Source organism: Anaeroglomus insulsum (assembly GCF_050689095.1).
GTDB classification, from domain to species: Bacteria; Planctomycetota; Phycisphaerae; order Sedimentisphaerales; family Anaerohalosphaeraceae; genus Anaeroglomus; species Anaeroglomus insulsum.
Map to the genome: position 1 here is coordinate 31,524 of NZ_JBOGCL010000004.1, position 17,273 is coordinate 48,796.

Annotated in this window: 5 protein-coding genes; 2 read left to right on the forward strand and 3 right to left on the reverse strand. The window is 53.4% G+C overall.

Annotated elements, in window-relative coordinates; all coding sequences use genetic code 11:
• Positions 1 to 16: 16 nt before the first annotated feature.
• The 3 genes from ACQ9LF_RS04965 to aroA all read right to left on the reverse strand — a co-directional run bounded on the left by ACQ9LF_RS04965 (position 17) and on the right by aroA (position 4,555).
• The gene (locus ACQ9LF_RS04965) at positions 17 to 1,345 is read right to left on the reverse strand and encodes a chorismate synthase (protein ID WP_462488271.1); all 1,329 of its coding nucleotides are present in this window, start codon (positions 1,343 to 1,345) and stop codon (positions 17 to 19) included.
• A gap of 82 nt (positions 1,346 to 1,427) precedes the next feature.
• A complete protein-coding gene (locus ACQ9LF_RS04970; protein ID WP_462488272.1) occupies positions 1,428 to 3,194 on the reverse strand; it encodes a phosphoenolpyruvate carboxykinase in 1,767 nt (588 codons plus the stop codon).
• A 77-nt stretch (positions 3,195 to 3,271) separates the two neighbouring features.
• Complete coding sequence (gene aroA, locus ACQ9LF_RS04975) at positions 3,272 to 4,555, reverse strand: 3-phosphoshikimate 1-carboxyvinyltransferase (RefSeq protein ID WP_462488273.1); 1,284 nt, start codon at positions 4,553 to 4,555, stop codon at positions 3,272 to 3,274.
• A 496-nt stretch (positions 4,556 to 5,051) separates the two neighbouring features.
• On the opposite strand from aroA, the gene ACQ9LF_RS04980 reads away from it, so the two are divergent.
• Positions 5,052 to 16,676, forward strand: coding sequence for a S8 family serine peptidase (locus ACQ9LF_RS04980; protein WP_462488274.1), 11,625 nt, complete (start codon positions 5,052 to 5,054; stop codon positions 16,674 to 16,676).
• Positions 16,677 to 16,995: 319 nt separating this feature from the next.
• Complete coding sequence (locus ACQ9LF_RS04985; protein ID WP_462488275.1) at positions 16,996 to 17,196, forward strand: hypothetical protein; 201 nt, start codon at positions 16,996 to 16,998, stop codon at positions 17,194 to 17,196.
• The last annotated feature ends 77 nt before the right edge of the window (positions 17,197 to 17,273 follow it).

Here is a 17,273-nt window from a genome sequence, read left to right on the forward strand (position 1 = left end):
TGCACAAGACACCATCTCAGGCGAATCGTGCCTTGAGCTGTTCATATCCCATCCAGGCCATCAGATTGTCCAGCATAATCAGGGCCGTATAATTTTCGGCGACAGGCCAGATGCGTCCGACAATGGTTGGATCGCGTCGGGTGATTGCTGCCAGTTGAGTGTTCTCAAGCGTGTATTTGTCGATGGTCTGCTGAACCTTGTCGATGGTGGGAGTCGGTTTGACGGCCAGCCGGATGACAATATCCTGCCCGCTGGAAAGTCCTCCGGTGATGCCTCCGGCGTTATTCGTCAAGAACCGGACCTGGCCCTGTTCCGCCCGCATCGCGTCATTGGACTGGATTCCGGTCATGTCCTTGACAGCAAAGCCGGCTCCAATCTCTATCCCTTTGACGGCCCCAATGCCCAGCATTTGCCCTAACCGGCCATCCAGCTTGTCAAAGACGGGTTCTCCCAGGCCGACCGGAACACCCGTGACCACCACTTCAACAACGCCGCCGGAAGAATCTCCGCTGCGGGTAATTTTGTTGCATGCCTGCAGCATGGCTTCGGCAACGTCCAGATCGGGACAGAGTATGACATGATGTACGCCGTATTTGTCGCGTACTTCATCTGCGGTAATCAACGGCGCCTTGGCCCGGATATCGTCTATGGCCTGTTCAATCTGGGCAAAGACCTTCATTTTCTCCAGAAACCGCATCTCCATGGTCACCAGGCCTTTGACATAAATTTCCTGATAGAATGGATCCAGGTCCCGACGCATCTGCTTATAGCGTTCGGTGTAATCATAAATGGTCTTGTGGTCCATATCCGGACACCGGACGCCGGCGGCTTCACGGATGTACGAAAATACCTGAATACCGAATTGTTTAAGAATCTTCTTGGCGATATATCCTGCGGCGACAATGGTGGAGGTGTACCGTCCGCTGAAGATGCCTGCACCAATGGCATCATCGCATGAGCCGTATTTGCAGAAGGACGCCCAGGACGCATGGCCGGGCCGTGGCGTACGATTGGTGTCCTGGTATTGCTTGATGTGAATGAAATGCCGGTCCAGATTCGGAATCAAAATGGTGATTGGAGTTCCATTGGTCAGGTTTTTATTGCCGGCATTTTCGATGGTATCGGCCGCATTCAGCCCGGTATAAATCACCGGCAAATCCGGCTCCTTGCGGGGACTGGATAATTCATCCGCCCCGGGTTTTCGCAGCAGCAGATCCCCGTATAACTCCTGTTCGGTCAGGCTCATCGCCGGGGGGGCACCCTGAACCACAGCGGTCAGACCTTCCTGATACGAGCCTCCCGCCACCGAAACCTGAAAAAATCGTCCTGTATGACAACCAATCATGAATAGCCTCCTGTGAATAGAGTTTCTATATAAAGAATCATCTTATATCACAAAAAACCTTTGCTGGGAAGACCTGTTTGGCTTAGCCCCTGGAAATTTGTTCAAACAGAGCTTTGGCGGCTTGTTCCGGCCCGGCGGTTTCATACCCGTCAATACCCAGCCGCGTTCGCATCTGACCCACGAATATCCCTTTGGCAAATGCTGCCTGGAACAACGCGTTAGCAAGTTTGTCATGAAGCTCTTTGTACTGCGGGGGGCCGAAAATATTGGCATAATAGTTATGGACCAGACCCGACGAGGTTGTTGTTCCTTTGCTCATGCTGGCACCGTCCCGAAATATCTGGATCGCCTTTTGCGGGCAATCAAATTGCTCCAGAACAGGATGTTCCTGGTCCACTTGCTCGTAATTGTTGGCATATAAGATATAGTCCACCGCGTACCCATGCAGGACTTCATCCAGGTTGGTGACCGGCAGGACCACGCGGGCATTGATTTTCTGAGGACTCATAATGATGGCGCGGTCGATTTGCTCAAAGGCATATCCGGCCTGAAGGTCATCCAGACGCACGAAGGCGCCGATCTCCGTACCATACCCGCGGATAACGCCGTCAGCGGTGATTTCGAAAGAGCCCATATCATCAGCTATGATGCGCAATTCGCGGATATAGTCTTTGCCGATATGCCGGAAGGCTTCCAGCGATTCGGATTTGCCTGTGGCGGTATCGCCAATCAGAACGATATTGGCGGATTTGCCGTTTTTCAGGGTAATTCGCACCATGGCGCCGTGGTAGGGCATCCGGCCTTTTTTCATCATCGCGATATTGTGAAGCGTCAGCACCATCTTTTTCAGATAGCCGAAGTATCCATATTGAGGTTCGCAGGGTACTGCGGCGACTAACAGATGATGCGGGTTGTCTTCATAGAAGACTGTCGGCATGGGACCATACTGTTTCATAAATTCCGGATCGGTACCGAATAAGTAAACCGCATCAGGGCCTTTGGCGATTTGTTCGTCGGTGGCCAGCTCAAACAGATTCGACAGCGAACATCCCAAATCAATCATCCGCTGGTGGAAATAGACAAAAATGACCATTGGTCCGACCTGGGCAGGGTAACAAAGCCACTTGGTCGCATCCAGATGTAATCCATCAATCGGGTTTTTTTCCACTTTCTTGAATTCACCGGTCCGTTTATTCATCGGCGGATCGATGATCATCGGCGGGGCAATCCAGACCTGACGAATGAACGGAATCTGATTGAGCAGGGATGCATAGTTGTCAGGCAGAGTGGTCGAACGCGGTACGGCAATCAAACCGATGTCGCAGCCGGCTGAAACCTGGCGGTAAATGCGGGGATGGTCCCCGGTGATATTTTCACAGATATCGCGATACGTGCCGCGAACAATATGCGTCAGCGTTTCAACGGTGACGTTAAACGACCGATAGGGCCGGCGTTCAAAACTGCTCTTGCCGGGTTCGGAGTGCAGCACCATAAAGCGGTCAAACGATCGCCAGAAGTCGTATAGCCCTTCGACAAACTCATGAAGCCGAAGGCGATTGGGGCGGTCCAGAAGCGGTTTGAGTTCGGTTTGATTGTCTGCCAGATCCGCCAGCGAAATATCGGCAAGCTGAATCAGCAGCGCGATAATCTTCTCCGAACAATGGCTGCCGAATAAGCCCGAAAAGAGGGTCCATACCGGCGAGTCCTGTTTTTGGAGTGTTTTGCAGTATAAATCAACGACCCTGGCAAAAACCTCGCTGTGAAGCAGTTCGCCAGCGGTGGTGCATATCGAACCGGGGGTATGAAGGATGATTTGGCGGCCTTCAATTTCAAATCGTTTCTGGGTCATAACAGGACTCCCTAACCTTTCTTCTATTCAGTACGCGCAGTGATTGTGTACGGGTAAACTCCATAAATGGTTCATTTTTACTTAGACAGATTAATCTTGGCGCCGATACTGTTCATCAGCGGGACAAAATCGGGGAATGTAACGCCGGCAGCCTCTGCTGTATCCACCGTTGATGTGCCGTCAAGACACATCCCGGCAATGGCACAGGCCATTACGATACGATGGTCATCATAGCCGTGAAAGGCGGCAGGATGAAGTTTGTTGCCGCCGTGAATCACCATGCCGTCGGGCAATTCTTCGACATCTGCGCCAAGCTTTGTTAACTCTTTGGCCATACAGGCGATACGATCTGTTTCCTTGGTCCGGGCCTGCGGGACATTGAGCAATCGTGTTGTTCCGGATGCAAATGCCGCCGTTACGGCCATGGCCGGCAGGGCGTCTGGTGTCCGGTTCATATCAATATCGATCCCTTTCAGAGAGGATTTTCGGACCAGGACGCCCTCAGGGCTGACGGTGATCTCTGCCCCCATTTGCTGTAAATAATCCACCACGGCTTTGTCGGGTTGGCTATCGGAAAAATCCAGCCCAGTCAGCATCAGCTCGTCGGCCAGTAATGCTCCGGCACACAAAAAGAAAGTTGCGCTGGAAAAATCAGCAGCCACTGGCAAGTCAAAAGAAGTGTATTTCTGTCGTCCGGAAATAGAGAAATGTGCCATTTCCTGACGCGAATAGCGAATGCCTTGCTTGTCGAGCCAATCCAGAGTCATTTTGGCGTAATCCGGTTCGTACAGCAGAGGTACTTCGATCTCAGTATCCCCATTTGCAAGCGGGCACGCCAGCAGAAGACTGCTGAGATATTGACTGGTCCGGCAATGAATGCTGACTTTGCCGCCCGACAATTGCCCTTTGACTCGAACTGGGGCGCAGTCATTATTCTTGACAGGCTGGCAACATGCTCCAAGCCGAGTCAACGCTGTGCAAAGGGGACCAACTGGTCGGTTTTGTATCTGGTAGTCGCCTGTAAAAATGACTTCTTTGTCTGAAGCCGCCAGGCTTGCGGAACCCAGGGCAATGGCGAAAGTGGTTCCAGAGTTTCCGACATCAATGCTCTCTTTATAGTAGTTAATTTCGCCGGAGACTCCTTTTACGACCCATCCAAGCGGATTGGTTGTATCGATGGTCGCGCCCAAGGCACGATAAGTACTAACACAGGATAGAGTATCGTGGGAATAAAGCGGGTTGCGTATGATGCTTTGTCCTTCTGCCAAAGAGGCTATCGCCACAGCCCGAATGGTGTGGGATTTAGAGGCAGGTATTGCGACCTGACCGGCAAGTCTGGATTTTAGAGCATGGATATACACAACGTATCTCTATTCAACATGCATACCTTAATATATACCGCTTATAGGGATTGCCCTGGCCAGATTCTGGGACAAGACAAATAAAATCGTGAAGGGTATATCAAATTTTGCAAAAAAGTGAAGAAAAATCCAAAAATTTTCATAAAATTCAGATTTTATTTGAAATCGGATCATCAAATCAGTTACTAATAGTGGGAACTGAATAGTTATTGGTCTTTGGGGGGTAGAGCAAAGGTTTAAACAGAATGTTGTAAAAACGTCCTATAATATCGGTTTTGGGTGGGCTGTTGGGAGTCGTAACTCTATATTCTTCTTGACTTTTTGTATCGTTTGTGCTAATTTCCGCTTAATCTCAATGGGGACTTTTTCCGATTCTAAGAGACAATCGATAATCCCTGACAGCGCCTCTGAAGGCAGGGACGTCTTGTGTTTTCTTGGAATGTGATTCGGAAAGGCGAATATGAGAATCAGGACTTATTTCCGTATGGAGGGTGTCATGAATCGTATGAGTGTGTGGTGTGTATTGCTGGCTGGCCTGATGATGGTATCCAGCGCGACGGCTGTGAATTATGGGTCGTCCAAGTTTACGGATGCTGCAAAAATCCAGAGCGGTTTTGCCTCAGGGCAAAGCCAGGTTCCTGTGATCGTCGGCCTGTTCGAGCCGGAAGCGATCCGCAGTACGACCGACTGGAATTCCAAAACGTCCCTGGCCACGCTGCAGTCGGCAATCAAAACCAAGCAGAATGAGGTCCTGTCCACGCTGACGACGGGCGAATTTACCCTGCGGTATAAATACGACAATATCGCAGCATTTTCAGGGGCGATTACCGAGGCCGGGCTGGACAAGCTGATTGCCAATAACAAGGTGCGTTATATTCAGCCGGTTGTGAATGTTGCATTTCAGATGAAGCAGGGCCTTGCCTTGATTAAGGGGTTGACCTATCGCTTCAAATACACTGGAAAAGGTGTGGCGATAGCGATTGTCGACAGCGGCACGGATTATCGTCATCCGGCCCTGGGCAATGGTGGATTCCCCAACAGCAAGGTGATTGGCGGCTATGATTTCGGCAATATGGATAATGACCCCGCTCCTGTTCTTCCGGGAGCTGCTCAGGCTCACGGAACCTGCGTTTCGGGTGTGGCCGCAGGCAGTTATATGGAAGCCGGAGATTATATTGGCGGTGTCGCTCCGGATGCCAAGATTTATGCGTTGAAGATTTCCGATGATGTAACCGGTAACCCGACAAATGATGGCGGTGCGGCCTCGTGGGACTGGTGTGTTACACACAAATATGACGATCCTTCCAACCCGATTCTGGTAATTAGCAATAGCTGGGGATTCAGTTTCCCGGTCAATGACGAAGCGGTTGCCGATGCGATGATGCCCCTTGAAGCACAGGCTGCCAAGAATTGCGTTGCGGCGGGGATGATTGTTGTGGTTGCCTCCGGGAATGATTCGTTTAAAGAGGGCATCGCATTGCCGGCAGGCTGTTCCAACACCATCGCAGTCGGTGCTGTATCGGATGCCGCAGGCGTGGATGTTGGTATTGATGCAGCGGGGATGGTGATGCCGTATTCCAATACCGGTGTACTCCTGGATGTCTTTGCCCCGGCGGACTGTACCACGACAACCGATATCGTGGGTGTGAATGGCTATGATGCCGGCAACTGGATGAGCTGCTTTAACGGTACTTCGTGCGCGACACCTTATGTGTCCGGCGTGATAGCTGTGCTGCAGCAGGCCAGTTTCGAAAAAACAGGCAACTATCTGACGCAATCTGAAGTCCTTCAGCTTTTCAATTTAACCGGCACGCCGACAACCGATAAGAATGCCCCGACTATTACCCGTCCGCTGGTCAATATTGAGGCAGCGATTGAGAAAGTCAGCGGCGGTGATACGATCGCTCCAACGCCCAATCCGGCCCAGTGGGATATCGCCCCGGCGGCGACAGGGACGTCGCATATTGTGATGCGGGCGGCTGATGCTACGGATAAATCCGGCGTTGAATATTTCTTTGATTGCATCGAAAATGATGCCTTTGACAGCACGGCCTGGCAGGACAGCCCTCTGTATCAGTGTACCAATGTACCCCAGGGGACAACCCTGACTTTCCGCTGCAAGGCCCGCGATAAATCCATCAATAAAAACGAAACCGAATGGTCTGTGTCCAGTTCCGCGACAACCTCGGTAGGTTCCGACACCCTGCCCCCGGCACCCAATCCGGCCCGCTGGAAAGCCAGGCCCCGCAAAATCAGTTCGACCTCCATTGCAATGGAAGCGGCAACACACTACGACCAAAGCGGGGTTGAATATAAATTTGAATGTACCGCGACAACAGATCCGCGATATGCAGGCAATCCTTCGGCACTCAGCAGCGGCTGGCAGGCGGGTACGGCATTTGTCAAAGCCGGTCTGAGCAGCGAGGCTCCGGGCTATTACTATCACTATGTGGTTCTGGTTCGAGACAAGTCTGCGGCCAACAATACCACAACGCCTTCGGAAGAAAGCAAGGTCTTATTGGCACCTCAGGCCCGGACGCTGGAAGTGCCCTTCCCCTATGCAACCATTTCAGATGCGGTTAACGCGGCCAACAATGGCGATACGGTTGTCATTCATCCTGGTACCTATCGATTTAGCGGCAATCGCAACCTGTCGCCCATTACGGGAGCCGGTACTGCCAAGAACATTACCATTCGCAGCAAAAATCCTGAAGACCCGGCTGTCGTGGCGGCCACGATTATTGATTGCCAGGGATCCGACAGCAGCGGTGGAAATGATCAGCGCAGAGCGTTTTTATTTGTAGCAGGCCATGATAACACCATGGTGGTTGACGGCCTGACGATTATCAATGCCTATGCGGTCAATAGTCCCTTTACTGCACCTGGCAATCCCGGGCAGAACGGGGCTAATGCGTTCGGTGGTGCGATCTATTGTGGCGACGGTGCCAGCCCGACGATCAATCACTGTGTTTTCAGAAATTGCAATGCGATTGGTCAAAATGGAAGCAATGGGGCCAGCTCCGGCGCTCCCGGAGCCGATGGCGGCGATGGTGGCGATGGCGGTGAAGGCCGCGGCGGGGCCATCTATTGCGGACGGAATAGTTCGCCGGTCATTCTGAATACCGTCATTGAAAATTGCCGGGCCTGGGGTGGTAACGGTGGGGCCGGCGGCAACGGCGGTAACGGCAGTGACGGCGGTCAAGACAATCCCGGCGGCAATGGCGGCTTTGGCGGCAACGCCGGCTTTGGCGGCAATGCCTATGGCGGCGCCATTTTCACCGAAGGCAGCAATACCATCAGATTGACTAATGTGACCATCAATCAATGCTCGGTGCGAGTTGGCGTTGGCAGCTATGGCGGCAATGGCGGTAACGGCGGCAATGGCAGTTCAGGTGGTTTTGGCGGCTGGGGCGGCGACGGCAGCTCCAATGGCTTTTATGCCTATGGGGCCGCAATCTATTATGGTCCCAACTCAGCGATTACTGCTGAAAATTGCTTGTTCAGCGGCAATATGGCTATGCCAACAGACGTTCGCACCTCCGAGGATTATCGCGGCGGCAATGGCGGTAATGGCGGCGACAGCAGTGCCGAAGGGATGGCTGGCGGAGCGGGTGGATCTGGCGGTTCTGGCGGCAATGCCGGAGATGGCGAGATTGCTGGTATCGGCGGCAACGGCGGCGACGGCGGCACTGGCGGCAACGGTGCTCCGCGGGGGCGGGGCGGCGATGGCGGGATAGGTGCAACATCCGGCAACCCCGGTTCCGGATCCCCTGGCGGAATGCGACAGGGCGGGTATTCCCCGTACCGTACAACGGGAACGGCTGCCGGCGCGTGTTTTTACCAGTCCGGTTGCCGTGCGACAGTGAAAAATACGATTATTCGAGATAATATATCCTATTGGGACTTTGGCGGCGGTGACTTTATCGCCAGTGCCGATTTTGTCATTGGCGATCCTGTTGAAGAACCCGATTTGATCGAAGGGTATCTGGACAATCGTCGGGTGGTAGTCCAGGAAAAAGAGGTTCCCGCCACCGTAATCTATGAGACCTGTCAGTTTCTGGGCAATACGGCCGGCTATGACGGCGGCGCTATTTTCAGCTCACCCAATTGCCAGGTTACACTTGTGGGCTGTGAATTTAGCGGCAATACCGTGGGTATGGATCGGCTTGCTAATCTCATCGACGATGGTGCAGGCGACGGCGGCGGTATTTTCTGGCAGGGAACACAATCTCCGGCAAGACGACCGGTTGATGATTTATTTGTTGGATATGTAATTGGCAGGGGTGAGAATAATGTGTATCCAGACATTTTGACGATCGATCGCAAATTCAATCGTTCCGCCCACACCACACAGAAAGATATTATATTCGGTTATTTCAAGGATACACGCCGGCAGGTGAAATCCTTGATTAAATTCCAGTGGGAAGAACAGTCTCCCACTCCGCCCCAGGACTCAACACGATTCTATTGCTATACGGTAGAATGTGTCTGGGATGAGTCCGGCGCGCAGGGACCCAATACGAATGTGGGCACGCTGAGTATCGAGAATTCGTTTTTTAGTAATAACACGGCCAACACCAATCTGACCTATCACATTGGTGCCGGCGGCGGCGTCTATGCCTTCAATGAGATTCCTTCGACAGATAACAAAGTGATCTTCAAGAAGGTTACTTTCTCCGGCAACACCGCTGCTTACGGGGCAGGTGCTGCCTTGGGCCGTATGGTCTTGGTCTGTGAAGACAGCCTGATGTACGACAACCAGGCTCAAAACGGCGGCGGCTTGTATTTCTATGACAGCGATGTTCTGCTGCATAATCTGACGGCTTACAACAACACCGCAGTCAATGCCGGCCAGGTTGGCGGCGACGGTGCAGCCGTGTATGCCCTCGGCAGCTCATTCCTGATTCGGTCCTGCAAATTGACCGACAATGCGGCCGAGGGTTTTGGCGGCGGGTTGTTTATCGAAGGCTATGGCCTGCATGCCGGAGATGATCAGGATCAGATTGTACGCAACTGCCTGATTAACGGAAATGCATCCAAGTTTGGCGGCGGCGGCATGTCCGTCAATTCGGCCTTTGTAAATGTGTACAATTGCACGATCGTTGATAATAGTACCAGCGGACTGTACAGTTTTGGCGGCGGTATTGGCTGTTTTGATGCGGTCGCCTGGCTGACCAATACGATCGTCTGGGATAATATCGCCTTCTATGGGAATCAGATTGCCCTTGGCGATCCTGCACAGATCAGCAATCCGTATACTACGCTGATTGCGTCTTATTCCAATATTATGGGTGGATTTGCTCAGATTTATGAAGCTCCCGGGGATCCCCTGTGGCTGGATTTCGGCGGGAATATGGGAGATGATATTGAAGCCCACGACCCGCTGTTTGTCCGTGTAACAGATGACACTTCTCCGATTCATTTAACCTATTACCTCAGTCAGATCGAGGCCGGCCAGCGGGCTGTCAGCCCCTGTGTCAATGCCGGCGATCCAGCCAGCCTGAGTCTGATGGACCCCAATACCTTTGGTTATATCGGGACCACTCGCAGCGATCATATGCCTGATACCGGTGTGATAGATATCGGCTATCATCAGAATGCAGCTCTGGCGGTGCGGGATTATCTGCTGACCGCGTCGGTTTATATTGCGGATAAGTATCCCTACGGCAGCCTCAAGGCCGAATGGACTCCCGCCGGTTCGATGACCGTGTCAACCTCCGGCGATATGGCCATGATTAAACAGGGAACGGTGGTTCTTCTGACGGCAACCCCGCAGAACAACTACCGGGTTAAACGCTGGGTTGGAACCGACGATGACACCCTGACCGGCAATACCAATACGGTCACGATGAGCGGCAATCGAACCATTCAGGTTGAATTTGAACTGGATGTCCCGCGCAATCGACTGGTCCCCACAGACTATCCGACGCTGAATGCAGCGTTGGCGGCGGCCCGCGACAAGGATACCATTATTCTGGCGCCGCGGCCCAATCTGCCTTATACGATTGCCACGCCGACCGGTGAAGGTCTGGATTTGATGGGCAAGAGCGTTATCATTACCTCCGAAGACCCCAATGACCCGGTGATGGTGGCCAACACGATTATTGACTGCCAGGGATCTCGGTATGCCCCGCAGCGGGCCTTCAGAATCGGCCGTGGCGAAGGCCGGAATACCATCATCCAGGGCCTTACCATTCGGAATGCCTTCTGGATTGGACAACGGGGCCAGGACGCGGCAATTCCCAATCCACCTGTGCCGAATGATCCTCAGATCACTCCCACCCCGCCGGATCGCGCAAATAGTGGCGAAGATGCCATCGGAGACGGCTTCGGCGGTGCCATTCTGATTGAAAACGGCAGCTCACCGATTATTCGCAACTGCGTATTCTATAATTGCCAGGTCGTCGCCGCCTGGGGTGGCAGCGGCGCCAATGGCCGGACTGCAACGCCAGGCAGCAACGAGGATGGCCAAAGCGGCGGCCACGGTGGTGATGGGCAAGGCAATGGATACGGTGGTGCAATTGCGATTCTGGACCGGAGTTCGCCGCTGATTCAAAACTGTATCTTCACGGAAAACCGAGCCTTTGGCGGCTGCGGCGGTAACGGCGGCAATGGCAGCAATGCCGACGGCAGCGGTCGTGAAAGCTGGGGCGGCGATGGCGGCAACGGGATCGGTGATGGGGTTGGCGGTGCTATCTACGCTGAAGAAAAATGCAATGCCGTCATTACCGGCTGTACCTTTACAAACAACTACGCCCGCCAGGGTTATGCCGGCACCGGCGGTGCCAAAGGAAATGGGGCGGAATATCCGGATCCGTATAACCCCTCAACGCCTGGCACTGACGGCTATGCGTTATCCTTCGGAATGATTCGCGGCGGTGCGATTACCCTTGGCAGAGGGGCGACCTCCAGCGTTGTCAATTGCGTGTTCGACGGCAACAAAGCCTTTGAAGCAGATTCCCTCACTACGGAGTATGTCGTGGGAGACCAGCAGGTTACCCAGACCTCCGAAGAATATCAGTTCCTGACTCGCGGTGGTGCAATTACCATTGATCCCAACAGCACCATTGAAAACTTTAGTAATCTGGTCTTTAAAAACAATGGCGGCTGCGCTCTGGATATCGGTCGAAACACCAGCGTGTATGTCAAGGATTGCGTATTCGAAAACAACTATGACTGGCAAAAGACGTTCCTGGATTTCTATCTGCAGCCGGAACGGGTCCTGCAGCTTTATGAACAGTATTATCCGGAAGCCCTGACCATCAGCGCCGGCGCCGTGTTTATCGGCGAGGACTGCCGCAATGTCGTCTTTGAAAATTGCAGCTTCAACAAAAACTTCTCAAAGACCTATGGCGGTGCCATCAATGCCAAGTCGGACTTCACAGCGATTAACTGCAGCTTTGGTGCCAACGAAGCCGAAGCCAACGGCGGTGCGATCGATATGTATTATTACATCCCCGACCCGAACACCCGCACGCTGGAAATGACCCTGACGATGTGTACCTTTGCCGACAACAAAGCCGGCAACTGGGGTGGTGCAATCCATGCACAGAATTTTGAGGGCACCTTGAATCAGTGCTACTTCATTAATAACACAGCCTGGAGCGGTGGTGCCGTGCACATGTCCGAAGGAGTTGCCCAGATCGGCAATTCGCTGTTCAGCGGCAATACCGCAACCGGTTTGTCGTATTATCATCGGGCAGTGACCGGCGAAGGGTTCGGCGGGGCGTTGGCCTGTCTGAATACCAGTGCCACGATTGTCGATTCGGTCTTTGTTGAAAACCGTGCCGAAAGCGGCCAGGGCCAGGGCGGTGCGATTGCTCTGGTCAGCGGCAACGCGGTTATCAGGCATCAGATCGATAACTGTCTGATGGTGAATAACTACGCCAAACTGACCGGCGGTGCGGTGGCCATGACCAACGGTGTCAGTCCGTCGTTCAATAACTGCACCATCGTCGGCAATACAACCGACGGCAAGGGCGGCGGCCTGTTTATCAGCAACAGTAGTGTGGCCGCCGTGTCCAACAGCATCTTCAGCGGCAACAGCAAGTTTGCGATCTATGAACAGCCGTCCACGGCGAATGCCTCGGTCAAGAACTGTCTGTTCTACAGCAATCCCAACGGGGACTATTTCGATGCTCAGACAGCCTCTGCCTTGACGGTGTCGCAGTTGAACGCCATCGCGGGCAATGCGGCCAATCTGGCGGCTAATCCGCTGTTTGTATCCGGTAAATTAGGGGATTATTACCTCAATCCATCCAGCCCGGCCGTCAATGCCGGCAGTCAGACGGCACTGAGCCTCGGACTGAATACCTATACCACAGACGCCCGAGACCCCGTCATCCTCGACAGCGGAATAGTGGATATCGGCTATCACTATTATAATGTGGATAATGCCAATATCATGCCTCGCTTTACCCTGACGGCGTATGTTCAGGATAATCGAGGTGTGGTTACTCCGTCGGCCCAGACCTATTATATGGGTCAGAAAGTCTCGCTGACGGCCACCATTCAACCCGATTATGTCATCACTGGCTGGAGTGGCGGTACAGTCAATGATACCTCCGATAAGGCTACCAACTATGTGGTTATGACCTCCAATAAGACGATCACCGTGCTGGTTCGTCAGAGGCAAACCTATCTGGTTGGCGGCTCCAGTGCCTTGATGGATGTCCAGCAGGCTGTGGATCTGGCCAAAGATGGTGATACCGTCGTCATTCTGCCCGGACGCTATGTCCCGGCAGTGGGCGACACTGGCGTCAGCGGTACCGACTATGATGCCGCTTTGGTTACGATCAGCCTTAACGGCAAAAAGATTAAAATCACCAGTTCCAATCCGGCGGATCCGGAAATCGTACGAGCGACGGCGTTTGAGCATTATGAATTCTCTCTGATCAATGCCCCTGCTGAAGCTGTCATCGAAGGCATTACGCTTCGTTATGGCCAGATGTATATCGTTGGCGGTAACCCGACAATTCGTAACGTGATCTTTGACCAATGCCGCTGGAGGGGTATTGCCTCGGCCAAAACGCTCACTTGCGGCTCTGTGATGGATGGCGCCAATGGCGGCAGTGTGCTCGGCGGTGCGGTAACGGTGGTGGAAGGCTCTCCAATCTTCGCCTATTGCAGCTTTGAAAACAACAGGGCTCAGGGCGGCGATGGTCAGGATGGCGCTGCCGGATGTCAAGCGCATCCCACCGGCGGCGATGGCGGATGGCCGGGCCGGGCTTATGGCGGTGCTGTCTATGCTGGCTTCAGCAGTAATGTCACCTTCGATCATTGTACCTTTACCGGCAATGAGGCCCTCGGCGGTACAGGGGGCAACGGTGGTGCTGGATTCCAGGGGGCCCACGGCGGTCGTGGCGGCGGTCTGACCTGGTCTGAGTCCATCGAAAACAGCTATGACAGCTTTGGCTGGTGGGATGGCTGGGAAGAAGGCGATACTTACTACTTCTACTCCGAATTATTCGGCAAATATGATTATGACGTCTGGGCAAAGTGGTTTGGCTGGAGTAAGTGGAAAAACTGGGAAGAGTTTCTGGCCTCATCGGAGTATGCCAATGCCCGGTCCGGATCGCCCAACAAAGACAGCTATGAAGAGTATTGGAGATACAGCGGTTACGGTGGCGCAGTGTATTGTGCCTATGACACCAAAGCCAAATTCATCAGCTGTGTCTTTGAAAATAACAGAACCAATGGTAGTCTGACCGGCATTGGTGCGACGGACATGCCGACACCGTCTCGTCAGATTGATCTGCCCACAGCTGGCGGTGCCGTATTTGCATTGCAGGATTGTGCACTCGAATTTACGGATTGCAAGTTTAATAACAACACAGCCGATCGCGTTACCGTTGAACTGCCGATGACATTCCATGTCAGCTTTGGCGGTGCGGTTGCCTACGAAAATGCCTGCGATGTGGTATTCACGCGGTGCGATTTCAACAACAACGAGGCGGCGGTCGGCGGCGGTCTGTTTGCCTATAAGTCGCAGACTACCGTGGTGGATTGCAATGCCTTTGATAACTTTGCTTATACCGGTTCGGGTATCTATGCCGAATACGACACCATCGAGATTACCAATACCCGGTTTGTACGTAATGAAGCGGTGACTCCGCCGGCCAACGTGATTCCTGGCGAAAATGAAACTGACCCGCCGACAATCTATCAAACCCTGGCCGCGTCCGGTATGGGCGGTGGTTTGTTTGTCGGCAGCGCCGACCTCAAGCTGAGCCATTCGGTCTTTACGACCAACCTGGCCGACATCTCCGGCGGCGGTCTTTATGTCACCGGTGAAGTGCCTGTCAACTCGCGTATCTTCAACTGCCTGTTCGACAACAACGTGGGACGGCGGGACGGCGGCGGGGCTTCAGTCAACTGGTTTGCAGTCTCCAGTTTCGCCAACTGTACGTTTGCAGCCAACCAGTCCATCGGACGCGGCGGCAACTACAGTGGTCCTGGCTCAGGTGGCGGCTTGTATTGTGCCTATAGCAGCAATGTCAGTGTTATTGATAGTATCTTCTGGGGCAATAATGCCTCTGAAGGATCACAGATTACGGTTGGGGCTGGATATATTGCTGATCCCAGACCGGCGACCTTGAGCATCTCCTATAGCAATGTTCAGGGCGGAAACACCATTTCTTCGGTTCGAGTCGCTTCCGGTTCGACCCTCAATTGGGGGGTAGGCAATATCAACGCCGACCCCGGATTCCAGGTCCACCCCGATGGATTGGGCAATTACTACCTCAACCAGAGCGGACCCTGCATCAGCACCGGTTCAATGCCTTCGGGTACACTTGGGCTGGACACCTATACCACCAACGTTCTTGGCGGTCTGGATAAGGGAATCGTTGATATGGGCTATCACTATTCAATCCAGCAGGGTACCTCCAATTGTGTCATGACCGACCTGGTCCTGAACGGACAGGTTGGAGTGGATGATCTGGCTGTGCTGGTTGTGCACTGGCTGTTTGACTGCAGTGACCTGAACACCTGGTGCGGTGGCTCAGACCTCAACTATGATGCGTCGGTTGACTTGGATGATGTGGCGATTCTGTCACGATGCTGGCTCGAAGCCGATGACGCAGGTCCGACGGCTCCGGCGTGGGCATTGGTCGATCCCATTGTGGCGCCCTTCAATACGCCCACTCGGTTGGTGTTGACAGGACAACCCACCAAAGATAACTGGTTCTCCGAAAGTCAGTTGCAGTATCGCTTCGTCTGTGTCAATCCGGTTGGCGGTCCCGACAGTGGATGGCTGGCAGATCCTGCCTATACGATCTCCAGTGGTCTGATCTTTGGCGACCCATATGAGTTCCAATATCAGGTTCGCGACCCGATGGGCAATACCACGGTTGCCGCGGTGACTCAGGTTGGAATTCCGGGTTCACAGTACTTCCCGCAGCCGGATCCGTTGAACCCCGTGGTCAACCCGGTGATGCAGTGGACGACTCTGCCTGCACCTGTGGATCAGACTCGGATTACCATGACGGCGCTGCAGATTACCACGTCTGCTGCATTGGGACTGGAATATCAGTATGCCAGATTTGTTGGACCGACGGCTGTGGGTGGTTCGGTCATCTTTACCGTGCAGAACCACACCAACAGTACCAACCTGCCGGCAAACACCTTCTACTCGACAACACCGTGGGTATTTACCGATACCGGCTTGACCAACGGACAGGCTTATACTTATCAGGTTCGTTGCCGCTATAACAAAGGCCCATGGACGGCATGGTCTGCCGCCGCGTCGGCAACTCCGCAGGCTGTGGATAATGAGCCTCCGCAGCCGAATCCGGCGGTTCTGACCAGTGCCACCAAGGTCAATGTCAACGGAATCTGGTATCACCTGATTGTGGCCCAGGAAGCCACCGATGCCAGCGGTGTCGAATATCAGTTCCAGCGTGTTGATGGAGATGCTCTGACAGGTGCCGACGCGATGTGGAGAAATGCCGACAATATGGCGGGTCTCCCGAATAACCCGAACGGGACCGCTCCGACACCCAATGTCATCTGGGTCAGAGTCGATAGCCAGTTCGTCGGTTATCAGTACCGTGTTCGGTACCGCGACCGCTCCCCGCTGCAGAATACGGGCCAGTGGAGCACACCGTTACAGGCACAGTAACTCGGCCAGGTAAAAGGTTTCAAAGGCCGCGGTGAAAACCACCGCGGCCTTTTTTTATACTAATCCTGCTTGAAATTTTCCGGTTCGTGCCGGCTAAAGAGCTTTGGGCCGCCAGCTTCCAGCAGCAATATACTGCGGCTGCGTTGGGTAACGTTACCCCGTGGGTACCAGCGGCATAAAACGGCCTGTGGCCGTCGCGGAATCATTATCCCCGTTGGGTATATATTTCTTGTCATCTTTTCTGTTAACCCGCCCGCATTCCTGTCCGAAGACATTTCCATAGAGGACAAAGTTGTGAATACGTCATGGGGTAACAGGTATGGCTCGATATGCCGATTTCGAAAAATTGTGCTGCGATATCGCAGTGATGAGTAAAAGGGAGGTTAAAAACCAGTTGCTGCATTTTCCAGGCAGACTCAAACTGGATTTCACCGAAGATTATTTGGACGGACTGACGGTTGAACGGCTCCGGCATATTCTGCTGGCCGCACTGGTGGTTGATATGCGAAAACACGACTGAAAATGTCGAAACGATGATCCGACAGGGGGAGAGTCACACACAAAAAAAGGCTGATACCTTTCGGTACCAGCCTTGCT